The following is a 22683-nucleotide window of genomic DNA, read 5'->3' on the forward strand; positions in this document are numbered from 1 at the left end:
TGATATTTTAAATAATACCTCCCCTTAAACCTGCCTAATTTCACTATATCGGTGATATATTCTTGCATCTTTACCGTCGTAATGTGTTAACAGTCATTAGTACTGAACAACGTTTCCTCTCATTTTTCTTCTATTTTCCCTTCTGACACATATTGTGAGTTTCGAAAATTTGTATTAATCACTATTTATTCACTTTACAAACCGACACTAAAAACAACTAATTGCATATCAATTTTAATGGAACGATTATCAAATTAGCACTAATCGTTAACAAACACCCCCTGTAACATGCTTTATGTCACAGTAATCCTAATAGGCAGTTAAATAATTTAACACTCGGGTTACAAGTGAAGTATTGTGTTGTTCGAAAAACAATCATAAGCAAAACTAACAGGGAAAATACTCATGCAGTCATTCGTTGATTTTTTGAATGGAATAATCTGGAGTCCAGTACTTATCTACCTATGTTTAGGTGCAGGTTTGTTCTACTCCATCATGACTCGATTTGTTCAAATCCGTCACTTCTTTGAAATGTGGCGCTTGCTACTATCGGGTAAAAGCTCATCAAAAGGCATCTCGTCTTTCCAAGCTCTAGCCGTTTCGCTATCTGGCCGTGTCGGTACAGGTAACATTGCTGGTGTTGCTGCCGCTATCGGTTTCGGTGGCCCAGGTGCCGTATTCTGGATGTGGGTTGTAGCCTTCTTTGGCGCCGCAACTGCTTACGCAGAATCTACGCTAGCTCAAATCTACAAAGAAGAAGACGAAGGCCAGTTCCGTGGTGGTCCGGCTTACTACATTGAAAAAGCAATGGGTCAGAAGTGGTACGCATGGATCTTCGCTATCGCGACTATTTTTGCATGTGGTATTTTGCTTCCAGGTGTTCAGTCAAACAGTATCGGTAATGCTGTAGAAGCTGCATTTGGCTCAGGTGACATGATTGAAACAGCTGTCGGTACATTCAGTTTCGCTAAAATTTTCACCGGTACTGTTGTTGCTATCATTCTTGCTTTCATCATCTTTGGTGGTGTTAAACGTATTGCGAACTTCACACAGATCGTTGTTCCTTTCATGGCATTGGCTTACATCATCATCGCGTTCGTTATCATCCTGCTAAACATCAGCCAAGTGCCAACTGTTTTCGCAATGATTGTTGGTGATGCATTCACACCTATGGCAGGCTTCGGTGCTGCAATTGGTTGGGGTGTTAAGCGTGGTGTTTACTCAAACGAAGCGGGTCAAGGTACTGGTCCTCACGCGGCAGCGGCTGCAAGTGTTGATCACCCAGCTCAGCAAGGTTTGGTACAAGCGTTCTCTATCTACATCGATACTCTTCTAGTATGTTCTGCTACAGCGTTCATGATCATCATCACTGGTGCTTACAACGTTCATGGCGGCGCTGAGGGTGTGTTCCTTGTTCAGAACCTAGCAGCAAACATTGGCGCGAATGGTCCTGTATTTACACAGCTTGCTATTGAAAGTGCACTACCAGGCATTGGTAAGCCATTCATCGCATTTGCTCTGTTCTTCTTTGCATTTACAACGATTCTTGCTTACTACTACATCGCAGAAACGAATATTGCTTACCTACGTCGTACCATCAAGGTCCCTGGCATGATGTTCGTACTTAAGCTTGTTCTTATCACTGCAGTTTTCTATGGCACAGTTAAAACAGCGAACCTTGCATGGGCAATGGGTGATGTTGGTGTTGGCTTGATGGCATGGTTAAACATCGTTGGTATTCTGATCATCTTCTTCATGTCTAAGCCTGCGCTTAAAGCTCTAGCTGACTACGAAGAACAGCAGAAACAAGGCGTAACTGAGTACACGTTCAACCCTGTAAAACTAGGCATTAAAGGTGCTACTTACTGGGAAGAGAAGTACAAGCGTAAGACAGGCAAGTCTCCTGAAGCAGAAGCTGCAGACACTAAACCTGTAGAGCAACCTTCAGCTTAAGCTTTCCTTAGCAAATAGGTCGCTTTAAAAAAATAGCGCTATTATTAACGCATAAAAAAGGGGTTAGCCATTTCGGCTAACCCCTTTTGTTTTATTCATAACCAATAAATGGCTTATAACAAACTAACTGTTCCCGAGTTAGAGTATTAAGCAGCGATTTCTTGTGTTGCCATTTGAGGTGCTTTCTTCTCACCGATAGGCAGTACTGTGCGGCCGTATTCGTTGTTGATTACTTGTGCCATTGCAAAGTAAATAGCTGAAGCGCCACAGAAGATACCTTCAAAACCAGCGATAGTGCCGATTAGTTCGCTGCCAGTGAAATCACGAGCTGCAAGTAGGAAGAACAAGATAGTTAATGAACCGAATACTACTTGTTTCGCCACTGGGTAGCATAGAGAACCGATGAACATGAAGCCTGTGAAGATGCCCCATAGTAGTAGGTACCAACCCATGAATGCTGCAGGGCTTGCAGGTAGGCCCATGTAAGGCATCACGATTAAACCAACCAAAGACAACCAGAATAGGCCGTAAGAAGTAAACGCAGTTGTACCGAACGTGTCACCACGTTTGAAACACATTGTGCCCACGATAACTTGGCTCAAACCACCGTAAAAAATACCCATAGCAAGAATCATTGAATCGATTGGAAAGAAACCTGCGTTGTGGATATTAAGAAGAATAGTGGTCATACCGAAACCCATTAAGCCTAGTGGCGCTGGGTTAGCTAGTTTGGTCGACATTGCGAATTTACCTTATTAAAGTGGTTGATTAAAAAAAAACGATAAAAGTTGTCAGAAAATTTTAATCTATAAACCGTACAACTAGGTAATCCAGTTATCGAAAACTAAGATTGTGTAAATGATCTTATGGAAAATTAGTTTCATAACAACGCTAATTAATTCATAGAACCTATAAATGAACAAATTCCCTGTCGCGCTATGAAAAAGATGCGAGTAACGAGATGCGAAAAGAGTCTTTAGATTCGAGTAAGCGGGATAAGAGGAGCAGGTCTCGATTGAAGCGTCATTCCAGAATCGAGGGACGAGATATCTGGAATCTCCTCTTCGATATAAGCACGTTTGGCGCACTAAAGAGATTCCCTATCACGTTCGTTCCTCACTGTAGGGAATGACGGAAGTTTGCTTAGATGCGAGTAAGTGAAATGAAGAACAAGAGAGCGAGCTTTTCGTTACTCGTTTACTCGCATCCCGTATCTAGTCTCTCATTTGTAATCTTAAATTACGCTTGTTGTGGTTTAGATTCAGGCACTTGAGATTGAACTTCTGAAGAAGCGTTTTTACTCGCATCGCGCTTGGCTAACAACGTCACGACAATCAACTGAGCAACAAGAGCACCTAATACAACCAATGCACTTCCCGTAAAGCCTGCGACTACAAAACTAATCAGAGCAATAGAGCCGTTCATCAATGCGTAAGGTAGCTGCGTCTTAAAGTGTTCAAACTGATCACACCCTGCCCCGGTTGAAGAAAGAATCGTGGTTTCAGAGATCGGTGAGCAGTGATCACCAAACAAGCCACCAGACAACACAGCACCAATTGCGACGAGTAGTGGAGCATCTATCGCAATCGCAGTTGGAATAACCAATGGCATCATTATCGCGAAGGTTCCCCACGATGAGCCCGTTGCGAATGAGATAATAGCCGACAGTAAAAAGGCTACAGCAGGAACTAACCAGTAAGGGAAACCGCTCTGCGCTTGCTCAGCAATATAAGCCGCTGCACCCAACTCTTTACCAACGGTGCTTAATGCCCAAGCCAGTACCAAGATGATCGCGACTGGCATCATGTTTCCCATACCTTTTAAGTACACAGAAACACCATCTGAAAGCTTTCTTACACCGTAGTAAGCCATTAGCGAGATTAAGGTAATCGCCGCAAAGAAATAAGCCGATGATAACGCCGCTCTAAATGATGAACCTGCGACCTTTTGGAACGGGAAGCCTTGTGGAACCAACATGGCACACAACACCACCAGCATCACTAACAATGGTGCCCAGACAAAAGATGCCTTTGCATTTTTATGCGAGAACGGATTTAGTGATTCGTTATTCACGCCAGAGTTAATTCCCGCCTGGCAATCACGCTCGGCTTTTGCCATTGGCCCAAAGTCTAAACCTTTAACGGACACAAGCGGAACGATGAAAATCGCAAGAAATGCGTAGAACTGAAAAGGAATCGCACCGATGAAGGCATCCCAATCGGACATGTTGACATTCAACGCCGTGAACTCTTTCTGAATAAGGCTCATGATGTAAACACCCCATCCAATGAAAGGGATAAGAATAGCAACGGGCGACGAGGTTGAATCAATGATGAATGCTAGCTTCTGTCTAGAAAGTTTCAGTTTATCGAAAAGGGGACGAAAAACAGGGCCAACAATTAAAGGGGTGCCTAAGTCTGAGAAAAATATAACGATTCCACCCAACCATGCTGACAATTGAGCTTGGCATTTATTGCTTACCCACTGAGTCACTCGCTTTGCAAACGCGACGCCACCACCGGACTTTTCCATCAATGCGACAAAGCCACCGATGAATACCAACAGCATGATCACACCAGCGTTATAGCTGTCGGTAAGTTGAGGGACTAGGTAACCTTTCACCATGGTACCAAACGTATCAAGCGGGTTAAGTTCGCTAAACATGCCAGTCAGCATTGCAACACCACTCAGCACACCAGCAAAAAGGCCTATCACCACATTCCTTGTCGCCAATGACAACACCAAAGTAATCACAATGGGGATGAGTGACGTGATATCTGTCTGTTCCATAGGTACACCTTAACCCTAAAATAAAAGAATAAATATAAATTAAATTTGAATATAAATTCACAAGCATCATTTGTACAGAACTTTATCCTCTAACTGGATAATTAGTCTTTAAATGCGCTTCAACATAGCCAAATAGACCAATCACCCTGCTTAAATAGCCAAGTTCGAAACGGAAAAAAGCCGAAAGTAGAAACTTTCGGCTTTTGATTATTTATATCGCTATGGTCGTACTACTGAGCTCGTAACTTAGGCCACCTCTTCAGTATTCAGACTATCAATTACAGCTGATTTCATCCCAGAACCAATTCGATTGAACTGGGCTTTCCCATACACCCGGGCCGTTTTTAGCCACGAAGCACTTGCCGTTATGCGTCACTTTGTCGCCATTACTCACTTGGCTAACGCCCGCTTGCCACGTAATAAATTCAGATGGATCGACAACCACTGGCGGTTCTGTCACAGGTGGTTCAACGGGTGCAGGGTCTACTGGTTCTGGATCGACAGGGGCAGGATCAACAGGCGTTGGATCTGTCACAACTGGTGGTGTTGGCTCGCCCGCTACTAGTTTCCAAGGGCCACCATTGGCAGGGTCATCCCCTTGTGTCCACCATTTCGCTTCATAGGTTGCGCCGTTATGCGTCACTTGGTCACCCGCGTTGTAAACCTTGGTCGCACTCCAACCATTACCACCCGGATCAGTACCAGGATCTACCGGATCCAGCTTATCGACCACTTTCACTTCAGGCCAACTCGCATGAGAACCATAGAAGTTGGTCACACACTTCTCGTAATCACCAGCCACCAGTGCGGAATAAGCCGTTTGAAAGCCCACTAGCTCACACTCAAATGAATACCCTTCTGGGCGGTCTGCGTAGTATTTCCAGTTACCATCCCAGTTGGTGTACAACACATCCGTTGCTCCGTTGAGATTCAAGCTTCCGTAAGGCGTTTGCTGCCAACATGTATTGGCTTCATCGGCTTCTACAGGAATTTCATAGTGCGCGGCTAACCCTTCCCAGTAACGAATACGGTTAACGGGTTGGCCTTTGTCTTTGTTCTGCTCGCCACATTCAATACCACCATTGATCACGTTGATTGTGGTACCAAAGCCATAGCCAATACCCGCATCCAATTCACGTTGAGATGGTGTCCATGTTCGGTCAATTACATGCAGCATTGCCGGTTTAGGCGCTTGTGGTGTTAAAAAGAACCAGATAGCAGACGCTAAGTTCAACCAAGAATCCGCCACTAAGCCCGGATTGTTGAGAAGCACCGTCGCATCGCCATCGAACATCACTTCAGAGAACGCGCCGTAATTAAAATGGTAAGAAAGCTGTTTAGCACCACGTCCGAAGTAACCCTGCCCCGCAGCACATGGCCAACGGGCATTCTGCCAATCATTCTGACCACAACCTGTGGTGTAACCTTCTTGGCCTTCAGACCAACCCATTTCGCGAACATGCACCAGCGCTTGCTGCCACTCTTCTAGAGCTAATGGATTATCAGAGGTGTTGCCTATCGCGATGTGCCCACCCGTCTCTTGTGAAAAGTGAGCAAAGGCCGTGATGATGGATTTCTTACAGATGGCGTCTGAGTCACGGCCATCTGTGTACTCTCCACAGAACGCTGGGAATTTACCGATCGCACGTAAGAAGCGAGTGTAGGTGTATTCTGGCGCTGCCATTTGAGTGAGGAAGTCCCATTCAGATTGAGGGAACACGCGCTCTACACGCTTTACGTTTTCAGGATTCGAAGGTGAACCGGGTTCAATCGCTTCAACGATGGTGTTCGGGCGAGTTTGAAGGGCCTGTGACCAGATCGCATACATAGGATCGGATGTTTTCGCTTGTTCAGCAGCTTGTAGAGCCGACTTTTCAACAAGGTAACCATTCGGGTTTTGCGGATCAGGTTGAATGTTCAAAGACGCATGACTTTGCGCTGCTAAAGTGCAGCCCAGTACTGTCGCCAAATATTTGATTTTTAACATGATGGATTCTCTTATCTGTCCTTAATAAGTCCATCAAAGAGTATGCTTCACATGTGAAATGGCCTAGCTGTAGCTGTGTGAATTTATAAAAAGTGCGAGTGATCTTTTTGATATATGGCTCAACACAACAAAGCGTCTCATGGTTTCTTGAGCTGATATCTAGTTTCCAACTCATTTGGTTTCTAGTTATTGTTCATTTGATTTCGAGGTATTGCTCATAAGCCTTTAATGTAATGAATCAATATAATCAATCGAAAAGAAAAAAGCCCCGAACTGAGTTCGAGGCTTAAGATCTTAATCAAAGCTGGTTAAATCTCTAAGAGATTATTCCCACTCGATAGTTGCTGGTGGCTTACCAGAAATATCGTAAACAACACGTGAAATGCCGTTAACTTCGTTGATAATACGGTTAGAAACCTTACCTAGGAAGTCGTATGGTAGGTGTGCCCAGTGAGCAGTCATGAAGTCGATAGTTTCTACAGCACGTAGAGATACAACCCAATCGTACTTACGGCCATCGCCCATTACGCCAACTGAACGTACTGGTAGGAATACCGTGAATGCTTGAGATACTTTGTGGTAAAGGTCAGCAGCGTGAAGCTCTTCAATGAAGATCGCATCTGCGCGACGCAGTAGATCACAGTACTCTTTCTTCACTTCGCCAAGTACACGAACACCTAGACCTGGACCCGGGAATGGGTGGCGGTAAAGCATGTTGTATGGAAGACCAAGCTCTAGACCGATCTTACGTACTTCATCTTTAAACAGCTCACGTAGAGGCTCAACAAGGCCCATTTCCATATCATCAGGAAGACCACCAACGTTGTGGTGAGATTTGATTACGTGTGCTTTACCTGTCTTAGATGCAGCAGACTCGATTACGTCTGGGTAGATAGTACCCTGAGCAAGCCATTTAGCATTCTTCAGTTTCTTAGACTCTTCATCGAAGATATCTACGAATACGTGACCAATGATCTTACGCTTAGCTTCTGGTTCAGCTTCGCCTTCAAGAGCATCAAGGAAACGTTGCTCAGCATCTACTTTGATGATGTTTAGGCCAAACTTGTTGCCGAACATCTCCATAACCTGCTCACCTTCGTTTAAACGAAGAAGGCCGTTATCAACAAATACACATGTTAGTTTGTCGCCGATAGCGCGGTGAGCAAGCATCGCAACTACAGATGAATCAACACCACCAGAAAGACCAAGGATAACTTCGTCGTCACCTACTTGTTCTTTAATACGTGCAACTGCATCTTCAATGATTGAAGCTGAAGTCCACAGACCTTCACAACCACATACGTTAAGAACGAAGTTCTCAAGCATTTTCAGGCCGTTTTTAGTGTGTGTTACTTCTGGGTGGAATTGAACACCGAAGTACTTCTTCTCTTCGTTTGCCATTGCAGCGTATGGGCAAGTGTCTGTTTCAGCGATCTTTGTGAAATCAGCTGGAATCTCAACTACTTTGTCGCCGTGGCTCATCCAAACATCTTGAGTAGACTCAAGGTCAGCGAAAAGTGCAGATTCACCAGTTACTTGTACAGCAGCGTAGCCGAACTCGCGTTCAGTAGACGTTGCTACTTTACCGCCAAGTTGCTCAGCCATAGTTTGCATGCCGTAGCAGATACCGAATACAGGAACACCTGAATCAAATACGTACTGAGGTGCACGTGGAGAGTTCTCTTCCGTTACACTTTCAGGGCCACCAGATAGGATGATACCGTCTGGATTGAATTCACGAATATCCGCTTCTTCTACGTCCCAGCTCCAAAGTTCACAGTAAACACCGATCTCACGAATACGACGAGCTACTAGCTGTGTGTATTGAGAACCGAAGTCCAGAATTAGAATACGTTGGTCATGAATATTTTTAGTCATTGTAAGCAGTCTTATTGGCTATGTGATAAAACGGAGGCGAGTTTACTCACCTCTGATTAACTCTTCAAGAAATAAAGCAAACGTTTTCGTTAGATATCTTTAACCACGTGTTTTGAGAAAATCGGACTTTTAACAAAACAGGCGGTAGATATAATACCAATCACAGTAAGTAAGTGTTCAGGAATAGCGTAGGAAAAAAGCCTGAGAACGAGGCAGGATTTTCTGATAAGTAGTTATTCTACAATCAAAAATTCTAACGAAGTTATCGAGGTTTTTAACAAGCTAGGATGACCAGTTATTTACTACGATTGGTATATTAATGTGCCGACTAAATCAGCACATTATTCAAACGTTTGGACGTATTATTAACCTAAACGGTAGTTAGGTGCTTCTTTCGTGATTTGAACATCGTGTACGTGAGATTCTTTCATGCCCGCACCAGAGATACGAACAAACTCAGCTTTAGTACGCATGTCTTCAACAGTTGCAGAACCCGTTAGGCCCATGCTTGAGCGTAGACCGCCCATCTGTTGGTGAACGATCTCTTTTAGACGACCTTTGTATGCGATACGACCTTCAATACCTTCTGGAACAAGCTTGTCTGCAGCGTTGTCAGATTGGAAGTAACGGTCAGAAGAGCCTTGAGACATAGCGCCAAGAGAACCCATACCACGGTAAGACTTGTAAGAACGACCGTTGTAAAGGATAACTTCACCCGGTGCTTCTTCAGTACCAGCGAACATTGAACCAACCATCACACAAGATGCGCCAGCAACGATAGCTTTACAGATATCGCCAGAGAAGCGGATACCGCCATCTGCGATTACTGGAATACCGTATTCGTTTGCAACTTCCGCTGCGTCTGCGATTGCTGTTACTTGAGGAACACCAACACCAGTAACGATACGAGTCGTACAGATTGAACCTGGGCCGATACCAACTTTAACTGCACTAACACCCGCTTCGATAAGAGCACGTGCGCCAGCACCAGTTGCTACGTTACCACCGATGATTTGTAGATCAGGGTATGCAGCGCGAGTTTCGCGGATACGGTTAAGTACGCCTTCAGAGTGACCGTGTGAAGAGTCGATAAGTAGAACGTCTACGCCAGCTTCAACTAGAGCAGCAACACGCTCTTCGTTACCAGCACCAGCACCAACAGCTGCACCTACACGTAGGCTGCCGCGCTCATCTTTACATGCGTTTGGTTTACGTTCTGCTTTGTGGAAATCTTTTGCAGTGATCATTCCAGTCAGTTGGAAGTCATCATTTACAACAAGAACTTTTTCAACACGCGCTTCGTGCATTTTCTCTTGAACTTCTTCACGAGTTGCACCTTCTTTAACAGAAGCAAGGCGAGCTTTAGGCGTCATTACTACATCAACTTTCTTAGAAAGGTCAGTAACAAAGCGAACGTCACGGCCAGTAATGATACCAACCAATTCGTTTGTTTCAGTAACAACAGGGAAACCGGCGAAGCCGTGTTTTTTAGTAAGGGCTACAACATCAGCGATTGTCGCGTCAGGGCTTACAGTTACTGGGTGAGAAACCACACCAGCTTCGTAAATTTTAACCTGGCGAACCATTTCAGCTTGCTGCTCGATTGACATATTCTTATGAATAAAGCCAATACCACCTTCTTGCGCAAGGGCAATTGCTAGGCGTGCTTCCGTAACAGTATCCATCGATGCAGAGATCATTGGGATGTTTAAAGAAATGTTTTTCGTTAACTGAGTGCGAAGATCAGCTGTGTTCGGAAGAACGGTTGAGTGTGCTGGGACGAGTAAAACGTCATCAAAAGTTAAAGCTTCTTTTGCGATTCGTAGCATTTGCAATATCTCACAACAAAGGTGTTAAAAGGAGTAAACCCAACTTTATCGTTTCGCATAATAAAGTGATTTGGATTTGATATTGCAGACGGATTATACGCACGGCGAAATCGCTTGGCTACACATTTTTGTATTTTTAATTTGCATTTACCCCCTTGCTATGTATTATATTGCCGCTATCTTCCATACTCACGCCCTGTGAGATTCCAAGAAAGACCTTCCTTCAAGGAAAGATAGTGCTTCTATGACTAATCCAAACATCTTTACTGTTTCTCGCCTCAACTCAGAGGTTCGTCTCCTATTAGAAAACGAAATGGGAATAGTCTGGCTCGTTGGTGAAATCTCAAACTTCTCTGCACCTGTCTCTGGTCACTGGTACCTCACGCTAAAAGACTCTCGCGCTCAAGTTAAATGCGCCATGTTTCGTGGCAATAACCGCCGTGTGACCTTTAAGCCTCAGAACGGCAATCAAGTTTTAGTCAAAGCTCGCCTATCTCTTTACGAGCCACGCGGTGACTACCAACTGATCATCGAAAGCATGCAGCCAGAGGGTGACGGTAAACTTCAGCAAGAATTTGAAAAGCTGAAGATGAACCTTGCCGCAGAAGGACTGTTTGCTCAATCAAGTAAGCAAGCTCTTCCTGAACACCCAAAACGTGTTGGCGTTATCACATCTAAAACCGGTGCAGCGCTGTTTGATATTCTTGATGTACTAAAAAGGCGCGATCCTTCGCTACCGGTTGTGGTTTACCCGACCATGGTTCAAGGCGAAGAGGCGGCGATTCAGATTGCCCAAGCGATTGGACGCGCTAACGAACGCAATGAATGTGATGTGTTAATCGTCGGCCGTGGTGGCGGCTCACTGGAAGACCTATGGTGCTTCAATAACGAGATCGTAGCTCGCACAATCGCAGCAAGCCAAATCCCGATTATCAGCGCCGTTGGCCACGAAGTGGATGTCACTATCGCTGATTTCGTTGCCGATATGCGTGCCCCAACGCCATCAGCTGCCGCAGAATTGGTTAGCCGTGATAACAGTCATAAAGAACAAGCTTTCGCGTCTAAACGTGCTCGCTTAGTCAGTGCGATTCGTCATGTGTTAATCAAACAGGCGCAATCAACTCAAACGTTGAAATACCGCTTAGAGAAGCAACACCCTAGCTACCAACTTCAAAAGCAGAGTCAGCAGCTTGATGACCTAGATATGCGTTTGCGTCGTGGTATGACTCAATACCTAAAACAGCATGCACAGCGTGTTGAACGTAAACAGCACCAGCTTCAATTGAACTCGCCAGTGAAACGCCTTGGCGAACAGAAACTGCATCTGCAACGTTCAGAGCAAAAGCTATTGGATGCAATGGACAAGACATTACTAACCACTCGCCACCAGCTCGCTATGGCTGCAGAGAAGTTAGAGACCGTTAGTCCACTGGCAACCCTAAAGCGTGGCTACAGCATTACTCATTCAGAATCGAGCAAGACGGTATCATCGATTAACGATGTCGAAGTCGGTGAAGTGATCACCACTCAAGTTGAAGACGGTGTGATTGAGTCGCAAGTGACCACAAGAGTGACTAAGAGCGAGCTTTAAGTTCGACCTAACGTTTCAAACCAGAAAGCCCTATCGATAATCGACAGGGCTTTTTAGTATCTAACGCTTTCAAAAAACTAACCTATTCCAACCCTACTCAGTAGTAGAAGGCTCCTTCATGGTTAGCATCCCTTCAGTCACAATAAAGTTGATGATGAAGTCTAGCCCTTGGCTCTCTTTGAGGTTGGTGAACACGTATGGCTTGGTTGGACGCATGCGTTGTGTGTCTTGCTCCATCACCTCAAGTGACGCACCCACATATGGTGCTAAATCGATCTTATTGATAACCAGCAGATCAGAACGCGTAATACCCGGTCCGCCTTTACGTGGGATCTTCTCCCCTTCCGCTACATCAATCACGTAGATGGTAAGATCGGCTAATTCAGGGCTGAACGTCGCACTCAAGTTATCACCGCCACTTTCGACGAATACCACATCGAGGTTCTTATGCAGCTTGGCAAGCTCTTCTACCGCAGCTAAGTTCATCGACGCATCTTCACGGATCGCCGTGTGCGGACAGCCACCCGTTTCAACACCAATAATACGATCTGGTTCTAGAGCCTCTGCTCGCGTAAGTATCTTGGCATCTTCTTGAGTGTAGATGTCGTTGGTTACCACTGCGATATTGAGCTTGTCGCGAATCGCTTTACAAAGCACTTCTAATAGCGCTGTTTTACCAGACCCTACCGGGCCGCCAATACCAATTCGAAGTGGTTGCTTATAACTTTCCATTGTCTACTTCCTTATATTCTTTTTGCTACATCGTTCGCGCTAACCGCTACGAACGAAATAGTCGTGTGTATTGTGTTTCGTGCAATGAACTCGCTAATGCCATCGAAGGCGAAAAGCTGCCTATCATCCAATCTTCTATCGTGCGGGCCTTTTCGATCACCTCAGGAAAGGTGTTGGTGATATTAATCAATGCCAACTGACCATCGGTTTGACCTAAAGGCACTAACTTGACCCCTGCGGTAACGATGTTTTCAAGCCAACTCCATAAATAACCCTGCTTGAGGCTCTCTAAATCAATACCCCAATGCTGAGCCGCCATACACATGCCCAACAATTGGTTTGGATGACTATCAACAGAATCCACCAGCGAAATATCGATATCCAAGCGCTTCAACAAGGTGTTCAATGCATGCCCACGCTGCTTTTCTTCCGCTCGCAATTCACTGGTTTCACGGCTTGAGTATAAGTAGTTACACCAATGCTCAATCTCATCGATTTCACCCTTTTCTAGCGCGTGATAAAGACGCTCTAAGATAGGTAATTCCAAAGTTGCGACACTGGAACTGACGATGGTATTAAGCCACTGTTCCATGCTGTTGCGATCGGTCACCCACCCCGCTTCAACCGCTAACTCTAAGCCTTGCGAATAAGTGAACCCACCAATCGGCAACGATGGACTGATCAATTGAAACAGACGATAGACGGCTACATTTTCTGTTGTGGTCATAATCGTGCCCTCAGTCTTCCAGAATCAAATAAGTTCGAGAGCCTACGCGCCTAACAGCAATAGTGCGCTTGCTGAAGCCACGCCGACTGACAACCATTTAGAGTAAACCGCGCGACCAACAAAAGTACCGATAACCATCAGAGCCAAAGCACTGATACTCATGCCTGTTGCGAACTGAGTCAGGTTGCTCGCGGCTTCAACGCCGTGTGCGTAACCATGGAAAAACAACATAGCAATCGAAGCAACTAATACGCTGTTTACACGCTTGGTTGATGGTGAGAATACATGCCATAAACATAAGCTGACGACAAACAGAGAAGCGATAATGGCAGGCTCAACAATCACAGAGAAACCTAGGGCTTGGCCTGCGATAAGCCCTACCACTAAAGACACCAATCCACCGCCAATCAGAGCTGCTTTTGTCTTGGTGGAAAATGACAGTGCGCCAATTAATAAACCGAAAGCGATCAGCATGATCAGATGATCCATGCCAGTCACAGGGTGAGTTAAGCCAGACATAAACGAGTGAGACTCATGAACTGAATGCGCCCCATGTCCTGGGTGAGCGAAAGCCATCGTTGATGTTGTTAGAGAAGCTATTGTGAAAGTGCATAAGCCTGCAGCTGTTTTAAAGTTCATCGCGAGTTCCTTGCGTTTATAGTTATTAATATTTGTTGTTATATAAATCGTTTAGTGAGTCATCAATGACTCGATTAATGATGGTGATGATGTCCACCAGAGCGACCGCCATAAGCACCGCCTTCTGGTTCAAACGGTTGTTTCTCAGTGGTCACTTTCGCGCCTAAGCCTTCAACCATTTCATCTAAAACATGGTCGTGTTGATAACGAACCCAACCCGCTTCCACTTGCAGCGGAACATGACGGTTACCAAGGTGATACGCCACTCGCGTTAACAGGAGCAAGTCTTCACAGTAAACAGTCGAAACGGTTTCTGGTGCCGCTTTCACTTCTACGACTAAACCGCATTTACTTGAGAGTTGTTCGCCACCACGCAAGATATGACCTCGTGGTAGAAACAGTCCGGCATTGCGCCCGTCATCGAGCATCACCTTAAGACGGCTCTTAATGCGGCTATCGATCGGCAGGCTTAAGTAGCCGTCCGGTGCATTTTGTATTTGAGTATTCAGTTGAGTCAGTTCAATCATGCTATTACCTCAATCTCCTTGTGAGATTTATAACGTTTAAATTAGGAGCCTTCAGCCTAAAAGCCCTTAGCTAAGAGCTAGAACAAGAGCCTTCAGCTCAGCGCTAAAATAAAAGCCTTCAGCCGAGCTCTTAAAATAGAAAATACCGTTGTGCCATTGGTAGTTCTTCAGCAGGCTCACAAGTTAGCAATTCACCATCGGCGCGTACTTGATACGTCTGAGAGTCGACCTCAATTTTTGGCATCCAATCGTTGAGCTTCATGTCGGCTTTGCTGATATTTCGGCAGTTGCTCACAACACCAATCAAGCTCTGCAAACCCAATTGCTTATCAATGTTCTGCGCCTTGGCTTCCTTAGAAACAAACAACATTGATGTGTTTTGACATGCCTTGCCGTAGCTACCAAACATTGAACGGTAATGGACTGGCTGAGGTGTTGGGATTGAAGCATTTGGGTCACCCATCGGCGCCATGGCGATCATGCCGCCTTTCAAAATCACACTAGGTTTCACACCAAAGAAAGCGGGCTTCCACAACACTAAGTCTGCTAATTTCCCTGCTTCGATAGAACCGATTTCATGAGACATACCATGAGTGATCGCTGGGTTGATGGTGTACTTAGCGACATAGCGTCTTAATCGGAAGTTATCGCTGTAGTCTGAATCTTCTTTTAGGCTGCCGCGCTGAACTTTCATCTTGTGCGCAGTTTGCCAAGTTCGAGTGATCACCTCGCCTACACGTCCCATTGCTTGTGAGTCCGAAGCGATCATCGAAAAGGCACCTAAGTCATGAAGAATGTCTTCTGCGGCAATGGTTTCACGGCGGATACGTGACTCTGCGAACGCGACATCTTCAGCAATCGATGGTGACAAGTGATGACAGACCATCAACATGTCTAAGTGCTCATCGACGGTATTGATGGTGTAAGGGCGTGTTGGATTGGTTGAGGAAGGCAAAACGTTCGGCTCACCTGCAGCACGAATAATATCGGGAGCATGACCACCGCCCGCACCTTCGGTGTGATAGGTATGAATCACGCGGTCGCCGATTGCGCCAAGTGTCGATTCAACAAAACCAGATTCATTCAGAGTGTCGGTATGAATCGCAACTTGTACGTCCATCTCGTCAGCCACACTCAAACAGGTATCGATTGAAGCGGGAGTGGTTCCCCAGTCTTCGTGTAACTTCAAACCCACCGCGCCTGCCGCTACTTGCTCACGTAGTGCTTCTGGCTGACTGGCATTGCCTTTGCCTAACAAACCAAAGTTCATCGGGAATTGATCGAGTGACTCTAGCATGCGGTGCATGTTCCAAGGCCCCGGTGTGCATGTGGTCGCGTTAGTACCTGTGTTTGGCCCAGTGCCACCGCCGATCATGGTTGTCACACCTGACGCCAGTGCTTCTTCAATCTGTTGTGGGCAAATAAAATGAATGTGTGAATCAATACCACCAGCAGTCAAGATTGAACCTTCGCCTGCTAAAATTTCCGTGCCCGGGCCAATCACAATATCAACGCCCGGTTGAACATCTGGGTTGCCCGCTTTGCCCAATGCCTGAACTCGACCATCTTTGACTGCGACATCGGCTTTTACGATGCCCCAGTAATCCAACACAATCGCGTTAGTGATCACCAAATCTGGAGTTTCGGCACTTGGACGTTGGCTTTGCCCTTGTCCATCACGGATAACTTTGCCGCCGCCGAATTTCACTTCGTCGCCGTATACGGTGTAATCTTTTTCAACTTCTAGCCATAAATCAGTGTCAGCAAGACGCACTCGGTCACCGACTGTTGGCCCAAACATTTCGGCATAAGCCTGTCTGGATATCGTCGCCATGTTCAATCCTTTGTTATTTTCATTATTCCGTGGGAGCGCTTAGAGCTTGCCCATCACCTTTCCTTGGAAGCCATAGATCTCTAACTTACCGGCGTAACGCACTAACTCGACGCTACGCGACTGACCCGGCTCAAAGCGGGTTGCAGTACCCGCAGGAATATTGAGTCGAAAGCCTTTAGTGACTTCTCGGTTAAAGATCAGCGAAGGGTTTGCTTCATAGAAGTGGTAATGAGAGCCAATTTGGACAGGACGATCGCCAATGTTTTGCACCTTAACGGACGTTGTGTGTCGGCCTTCATTGAGAGTGATGTCACCCGGTGCGGTTTCTACTTTTCCGGGAACGAATCCTGAGTATTGTTTTGTGGAACCAGCCATATTACTTCTCCCTACACGATAGGTTCATGAACGGTCACCAGCTTGGTGCCATCAGGAAAAGTGGCTTCGACTTGTACATCAGGGATCATGGAAGGGATCCCCTCCATAACGTCATCGACAGTAAGAAGTGTGCGTCCAAAATCCATTAATTCTGAAACGGTTTTACCCTCGCGGGCACCTTCGAGAATGGCACTGCTGATCAGTGCGATAGATTCTGGGTAGTTGAGCTTTAAGCCTTTTTGTTTGCGCTGCTGTGCCAGCATTCCTGCGCAGAAGATAAGTAGCTTATCTTTTTCTCTTGGTGTTAATTCCATTTAGCCGCCCGCTGTTAGTGTTGTTTTCTTATTGCTCAAAAACGCATGAGCAGTAAGTGGGATTCAATCACAGCAAGCTTGAAAAAATGTACCTAGGGTCGGAAGTCACCCTAGGTACAAAAAGGGCTAATCGCTAAGTCGCCCAAATCCTTGGTAAATCAGGAGTCGTACCACATAAATGAGAGCGAGTTGCTTGCCAAATCTGACCAAAGGCTTGGAGGATATCTTCACTCCAATTACCCAAGGCTCGCACCACAATCAATCCTTCTATCTGAGTAGCACCCAATATTAATGTGGGTTCACTCGACGTTTTTGATGTAACTGATTGCTGTGAAGCTTGCTGTGTAATAGATATGAGCAAGCTCTGTACCAACTCTAGATCTTGCTTCTCATTTGAGGTGATATAAAAGGTTCCCATCATTGAATAATCAAGTAACCCCATATTTATCATTAACTTATCGCCACCATGAAAATTAAAGCCTTCAGTCAGAAGCCTTTGATTATCAAGATAGATTTCTGTTTTCCCAACGAGATGACCATGCTCGAATCCCTCATTCTGTGCAGGGCGTCCAAAACAGTGCATCTCCCAACCCCAAAACTGTGCACCCTTTTCTAGGCGAATTTCAGTATCTAAACGAACGTGTGCATTGGGGAAAAAGATGTTCTCTTGCGGCATCCATTCCAAGCGTGCATCTTTCTTCACTCGTAGGGTCTGCTTCTGCTTGGCGTACTTGTTGTTTGAGCGATAAAACTTGGTCGCACCGGGTGTGGTGATCAACGCATGCGCACCGCTTTCGATGGTCGCTTCAATATTGAGAGTGTCACCACCTACCACTCCGCCGGGGGGATGGAGTAAATAGGTGTGACACGTTTCCCCATCAGGATACAGGGGGCGTTGCACCGCAAGCGGACCAGACTGCTGACGATTCTTTAATACGGTTTTATCACTGCGGTCGACAAAAGTGAGGTTTAAACTCGCTTGCCAACCATCACGAATATCTTGTTCGATGGTCTCATTCAAAGATAAAGCTTCTACTAAAGAAGCCTTGCTTACTTCATTCGGAGAAAAGAGAGAATTCATACGGTTAGGTACTCCTTTATCAAGGACTCATCGAGCCCTGTCATTTCACCTTCTGCCACTTGGCGTCCACGGTCGATAATGCAAAAACGGTCACCGACCTTTCTTGCAAACGGCAGCTTCTGTTCAACCAACAGAACCGTGAGCCCCATTTTCTCGTTGAGCATGCGAATGATGTCGCCAATCTCTTGCACAATATTGGGTTGAATACCCTCCGTCGGCTCATCCAAGATCAATAGCTTTGGATTAACCACCAGCGCACGCCCAATCGCTAGCTGTTGCTGCTGGCCACCCGATAAATCACCACCGCGACGATGTAGCATCTCTTTTAACACTGGGAAAATATCGAAGATGAATTCAGGGATCTTGCGGTCACCCTTTTTACGAATCGGTAAACCGACCTCTAGATTTTCTTGAACAGTGAGCATTGGGAAGATCTGGCGACCTTGCGGTACATAGCCGATCCCTTGGCGTGGACGGTCCTCGGCATCGGTTTTCAAAAGTGACTCACCCGATAAGGAGATGTCACCGCTTTCAACCTTCACCAACCCCATAATGCATTGCAGTAAGGTGGTTTTACCGACACCATTTCGCCCCATTAGCACCGTGCATTTACCTTCTGGGATCTGCATATCCAAATCCCAGAGCGTGTGGCTCTCACCGTAATATTGATTAACTGATTTAACCTCTAGCATCCTATTCTCCGAGATAAACTTGTTTAACTTCAGGGTGAGCCTGCACTTGATCCATGGTGCCTTCAGCCAACACATGACCTTGATGAAGCACGGTGACATGGCTGGCGATAGAACGAACGAAATCCATATCGTGTTCAACGACCACAACCGAGTGCTTACCTGCCAGTGAGTTAAGTAACTCAGAGGTGCGATCCATTTCTTGGTGAGTCATACCTGCCACGGGTTCATCCACCAGCAACAGCTTAGGGTTTTGCATCAATAGCATGCCGATCTCTAACCACTGCTTTTGTCCGTGAGACAGGTTACCTGCCAAATTCGCCGCTTCGTCTTTTAAATGAATCAGCTCAAGTACCGAGGTCAATTTGTCTTTCTGTTCACCAGACATCACAGCGGTGAACGTCGCCCACACTGAGCGGTCACCGGCCATGGCTAATTCAAGGTTCTGCCACACAGTTAAACACTCAATCACGGTCGGTTTTTGGAATTTACGCCCAACGCCTGCATTGGCGATTTCGGCTTCGTTCATCTTCAATAAGTTGATGTTCGAACCCAACCACACCTCGCCGGTGTCTGGCTTAGTTTTACCTGTGATAATGTCCATCATGGTGGTTTTACCTGCGCCATTAGGACCTATGATACAGCGTAGCTCTCCCTCTTTGATGTAGAGGTTGAGGTCGTTTATCGCTTGGAAACCATCGAAGCTTTTGTTGACGCCTTCGACATACAACAGCACGTTATGTCGAGTATCGATGGCAGGATGAATATCGGGTTTGAGGTAATCAAAGACTTCGTCTCGACGAGTGAACGCCTGAACCGATTCCTTAACGTTACTAAATGTGGTCATACGATCACCTCCTTGTTTTCTGACTGATCATCCTTATCTGATTTTCCTTTTCCCTTGCCTCGTGAACCTGACGCCTTACGCAGTTGTTGCCATTTCTCGCTAACAAAGCCAATCACACCTTGTGGGAAGTACATGGTTGAAAGTACAAATAGACCACCTAGGGCGAATAACCACACCTCTGGGAATTCAACCGTAAACCAACTCTTGGCGTAGTTGATGATCAGGGCACCAACGATGGCACCAAACAGAGTGGCACGACCGCCCAAGGCAACCCAAACCACTATCTCAATCGAGTTAAGCGGAGCAAACTCTCCCGGGTTGATGATACCGACTTGAGGCACATATAAAGCACCAGCAATACCCGCGATAACCGCAGACAGAACGAAGACCCACAGCTTGATACCATCGACGTCGTAACCCATGAATCGAGTGCGAGATTCAGTATCACGAATCGCTAAAGCCACTCGCCCTAATCGACTGGTCACCACCATGCGACACGCGATGTAGCTGAGGATTAGCGCAATACCAGTCGCAACAAACAGACCTATCTTGACTGCATCACTTTGCAAGCTCAGACCGATGATGTCTTTAAAGTCCGTCAATCCATTGTTACCACCAAAGCCCATTTCGTTGCGGAAAAACGCCAGCATCAATGCGTAAGTTAACGCTTGAGTCATGATAGAAAGATACACCCCTGACACTCGAGAACGGAAAGCCAGATAACCGAACAAATAAGCCAATGCGCCCGGTACCAACACCACCATTAGGCAGGCGAACCAGAACTGATCAAAGCCCTGCCAGAACCATGGCAACGCCGACCAATCAAGAAACACCATGAAGTCAGGTAGGATTGGGTCACCATATACCCCACGGTCACCAATCTGGCGCATTAAGTACATGCCCATCGCATAGCCACCAAGCGCAAAGAAAGCACCGTGGCCAAGGCTCAAGATTCCGAGATAGCCCCACACCAGATCGAGCGCCAACGCCAACATTGCGTAGCTCAGATATTTGCCCATCAGCGAGATAGTAAAAGTCTCGACATGGAGCGGGTGCCCACTTGGTAATATGGTGTTAGCCAGTGGGATAAGAATAACGGCCGCTAGAATGGCAAGGATGGTCAGTTGGCCACCTTTGTCACCACGCATTGCCGAAAGTACAAATGATTTTGACTGCATGATGTTGTCCTTAACCTTCAGCCGCACGACCACGTTGCGGGAAGAGTCCGCGTGGGCGTTTTTGAATAAATAGAATGATGAAAACCAGTACCAGAATCTTGGCGAGAACCGCACCAGCCCATGGTTCTAAAATTTTATTGAACAGACCAAGGCTTAAGCCTGCGACTAGCGTGCCCCATAGGTTGCCAACACCGCCGAATACCACCACCATGAATGAGTCGATGATGTACGCCTGTCCCATATTAGGGCCAACGTTGGTCAGTTGAGACAGTGCCACGCCTGCAACACCCGCAACGCCAGAGCCTAAACCGAAGGTCATCGCATCAACTCGCTCTGAACGAATACCCATCGCACGAGCCATGCCACGGTTTTGAGAAACCGCACGAACCTGCAAACCTAGTGGTGTCTTTTTCAGAACCATTAATAAGCCCATAAATACCAAACCACAGAAGAGAATGATATAAAGTCGGTTGTAAGTCAGGGACAACATTGGGTTCAATTGAAGTGCGCCAGACATCCATTCAGGCGTGCTCACTGAGCGGTTCAAAGGAGAGAAAATCGAGCGAACAGCCTGCTGCAAGATTAAGCTAATACCAAAGGTCGCGAGTAAGGTTTCCAATGGGCGACCATAAAGGTGACGAATCACGCTTCGCTCAATCGCAATACCCACTAAGCCCGAAACGATGAATGCTGCAGGAATAGAAAGTATTAGCGCTAAACCAATATGATTCGGCATCAGAAGTTGCAATACATAGGTGGTGTAAGCGCCAATCATGATCAGCTCACCATGAGCCATGTTGATAACGCCCATCACACCAAAGGTGATCGCTAAGCCAATGCCCGCTAGTACCAATACCGAACCTAAACTCAAGCCAAAGAATACGGTTTCAACACCTGAGTACAGAGCTTGGCTTTGTTGATAATCGTCCATCGCACGCTCTGTTGCAGCCAAAATGCTTGGTTCTTGCTCACCGTTAAGTAGTTGGTTCAGTGTTTTTAGAACGACTGAATGCTTAAAGTCGCCCACTCGTTCAATCGATGTTACTCGAGCTTCAGTTGTTGCACTGTTATCAAGCGAGGTAAAAATAGCTAATGACAAATCCATTAGTTCAGCGACTTTACCATCGGTCTCATTTTCTCTAAGTTCGGATAAACGATCGATGATAGTGGCATCCTTAGTTCCCAGTAGATCGAGAACCGCTTGATAACGCACATCTGGGTTACTGCTATTTAATCCAATAGAGGCAATTTCACCCCGTAAGATCCCGCGAAGTTTGTTGTTTACGCGCACCTTTTTAAACAGCTTAGCATTGTCGATATTGAGAGTTGATTCATCCCATACAGACTGAGCTGAAGTGGCTGTTTTGGTGTTTTGAATGAGATAGAGCTGTTTATAATGTTCGTTTTTTTTATCATTGAAGTAATAGAGATTGCCGTTTAACCATCCATATAAAATAGCCTTCGACACGTCTTCCGTTTGTGTCTCAATGATCCAATCGATGGCTAGCTCTTTATCCGATGTTTTTTTACCAACTAGCGCCTTGGTAAAGCTAGCTTCATCCGTTATTCCAGCAAAAGCCAACTGAGCACTGATAGCCATGAGCAACAGCGCCTTAAATACGTTTAATACGTTCTTCATCCCTGCTTCCTTAACCAACAAGTTAGATATTGTTATTTTTTACTTGGTGGATGTTTGGATAGTTGTTGTGACT

Annotated in this window: 19 protein-coding genes; 2 read left to right on the forward strand and 17 right to left on the reverse strand. The window is 46.0% G+C overall.

Translation table 11 applies throughout. The features are described from left to right. Positions 1 to 405: 405 nt before the first annotated feature. Positions 406 to 1953 carry a sodium:alanine symporter family protein gene (locus AB6D93_RS14250; protein ID WP_102333727.1) on the forward strand — a complete coding sequence of 516 codons (1548 nt, stop codon included), beginning with the start codon at positions 406 to 408 and terminating at the stop codon, positions 1951 to 1953. Positions 1954 to 2099: 146 nt separating this feature from the next. Here AB6D93_RS14250 and AB6D93_RS14255 read toward each other — a convergent pair whose 3' ends face one another. The 5 genes from AB6D93_RS14255 to guaB form a co-directional block, all read right to left on the reverse strand. Then, complete coding sequence (locus tag AB6D93_RS14255) at positions 2100 to 2693, reverse strand: acetate uptake transporter (RefSeq protein ID WP_010440610.1); 594 nt, start codon at positions 2691 to 2693, stop codon at positions 2100 to 2102. Between the two features lie 499 nt (positions 2694 to 3192). Then, entirely contained in the window at positions 3193 to 4743 is a 1551-nt protein-coding gene (locus tag AB6D93_RS14260) for a Na+/H+ antiporter NhaC family protein (RefSeq protein ID WP_102333726.1), read from the reverse strand. 274 nt (positions 4744 to 5017) lie between these two features. Beyond that, entirely contained in the window at positions 5018 to 6730 is a 1713-nt protein-coding gene (locus tag AB6D93_RS14265) for a chitinase (protein ID WP_102333725.1), read from the reverse strand. 324 nt (positions 6731 to 7054) lie between these two features. Next, a complete protein-coding gene (gene guaA / locus AB6D93_RS14270; RefSeq protein ID WP_017066418.1) occupies positions 7055 to 8608 on the reverse strand; it encodes a glutamine-hydrolyzing GMP synthase in 1554 nt (517 codons plus the stop codon). Between the two features lie 365 nt (positions 8609 to 8973). Then, the gene (gene guaB / locus AB6D93_RS14275; RefSeq protein WP_102333724.1) at positions 8974 to 10437 is read right to left on the reverse strand and encodes an IMP dehydrogenase; all 1464 of its coding nucleotides are present in this window, start codon (positions 10435 to 10437) and stop codon (positions 8974 to 8976) included. A gap of 244 nt (positions 10438 to 10681) precedes the next feature. Between guaB and xseA the strand changes: the two genes are divergently transcribed. After that, the gene (gene xseA / locus AB6D93_RS14280; protein WP_065584650.1) at positions 10682 to 12028 is read left to right on the forward strand and encodes an exodeoxyribonuclease VII large subunit; all 1347 of its coding nucleotides are present in this window, start codon (positions 10682 to 10684) and stop codon (positions 12026 to 12028) included. A 93-nt stretch (positions 12029 to 12121) separates the two neighbouring features. Here the strand turns inward: xseA and ureG are convergent, their stop codons facing one another. The 12 genes from ureG to urtB all read right to left on the reverse strand — a co-directional run bounded on the left by ureG (position 12122) and on the right by urtB (position 22610). Next, complete coding sequence (gene ureG, locus AB6D93_RS14285) at positions 12122 to 12760, reverse strand: urease accessory protein UreG (RefSeq protein WP_017062498.1); 639 nt, start codon at positions 12758 to 12760, stop codon at positions 12122 to 12124. A 46-nt stretch (positions 12761 to 12806) separates the two neighbouring features. Further along, positions 12807 to 13487, reverse strand: a complete 681-nt coding sequence (locus AB6D93_RS14290) for an urease accessory protein UreF (protein ID WP_065584651.1) — start codon at positions 13485 to 13487, stop codon at positions 12807 to 12809. A gap of 42 nt (positions 13488 to 13529) precedes the next feature. Continuing rightward, the gene (locus tag AB6D93_RS14295; protein ID WP_017079882.1) at positions 13530 to 14126 is read right to left on the reverse strand and encodes a HupE/UreJ family protein; all 597 of its coding nucleotides are present in this window, start codon (positions 14124 to 14126) and stop codon (positions 13530 to 13532) included. Between the two features lie 74 nt (positions 14127 to 14200). After that, a complete protein-coding gene (gene ureE / locus AB6D93_RS14300) occupies positions 14201 to 14653 on the reverse strand; it encodes an urease accessory protein UreE (protein ID WP_017062501.1) in 453 nt (150 codons plus the stop codon). Between the two features lie 130 nt (positions 14654 to 14783). After that, the gene (gene ureC, locus AB6D93_RS14305; RefSeq protein ID WP_017084416.1) at positions 14784 to 16487 is read right to left on the reverse strand and encodes an urease subunit alpha; all 1704 of its coding nucleotides are present in this window, start codon (positions 16485 to 16487) and stop codon (positions 14784 to 14786) included. Between the two features lie 39 nt (positions 16488 to 16526). Continuing rightward, positions 16527 to 16862 carry an urease subunit beta gene (locus AB6D93_RS14310; protein WP_102333723.1) on the reverse strand — a complete coding sequence of 112 codons (336 nt, stop codon included), beginning with the start codon at positions 16860 to 16862 and terminating at the stop codon, positions 16527 to 16529. 11 nt (positions 16863 to 16873) lie between these two features. Next, on the reverse strand, positions 16874 to 17176 hold the full coding sequence (gene ureA, locus AB6D93_RS14315; protein WP_004735119.1) for an urease subunit gamma: 303 nt from the start codon (positions 17174 to 17176) through the stop codon (positions 16874 to 16876). 133 nt (positions 17177 to 17309) lie between these two features. Next, the gene (locus AB6D93_RS14320; protein ID WP_017062825.1) at positions 17310 to 18257 is read right to left on the reverse strand and encodes an urease accessory protein UreD; all 948 of its coding nucleotides are present in this window, start codon (positions 18255 to 18257) and stop codon (positions 17310 to 17312) included. Beyond that, on the reverse strand, positions 18254 to 18949 hold the full coding sequence (urtE, locus tag AB6D93_RS14325; protein ID WP_017062505.1) for an urea ABC transporter ATP-binding subunit UrtE: 696 nt from the start codon (positions 18947 to 18949) through the stop codon (positions 18254 to 18256). The genes AB6D93_RS14320 and urtE overlap by 4 nt, the downstream gene beginning before the upstream one ends. Before the next feature lies 1 nt (position 18950). Further along, positions 18951 to 19793, reverse strand: coding sequence for an urea ABC transporter ATP-binding protein UrtD (urtD, locus tag AB6D93_RS14330; protein ID WP_102333722.1), 843 nt, complete (start codon positions 19791 to 19793; stop codon positions 18951 to 18953). After that, positions 19790 to 20971: an urea ABC transporter permease subunit UrtC gene (urtC, locus tag AB6D93_RS14335; protein WP_102333721.1), complete on the reverse strand. Its 1182-nt coding sequence runs from the start codon at positions 20969 to 20971 to the stop codon at positions 19790 to 19792. Before urtC ends, urtD begins: the two co-directional genes overlap by 4 nt. A 10-nt stretch (positions 20972 to 20981) precedes the next feature. After that, the gene (gene urtB / locus AB6D93_RS14340) at positions 20982 to 22610 is read right to left on the reverse strand and encodes an urea ABC transporter permease subunit UrtB (protein WP_017065607.1); all 1629 of its coding nucleotides are present in this window, start codon (positions 22608 to 22610) and stop codon (positions 20982 to 20984) included. Positions 22611 to 22683 lie beyond the last annotated feature (73 nt).

The sequence above is a fragment of the Vibrio sp. 10N.247.310.23 genome (genome assembly GCF_041467155.1).
GTDB classification, from domain to species: Bacteria; Pseudomonadota; Gammaproteobacteria; order Enterobacterales; family Vibrionaceae; genus Vibrio; species Vibrio crassostreae_C.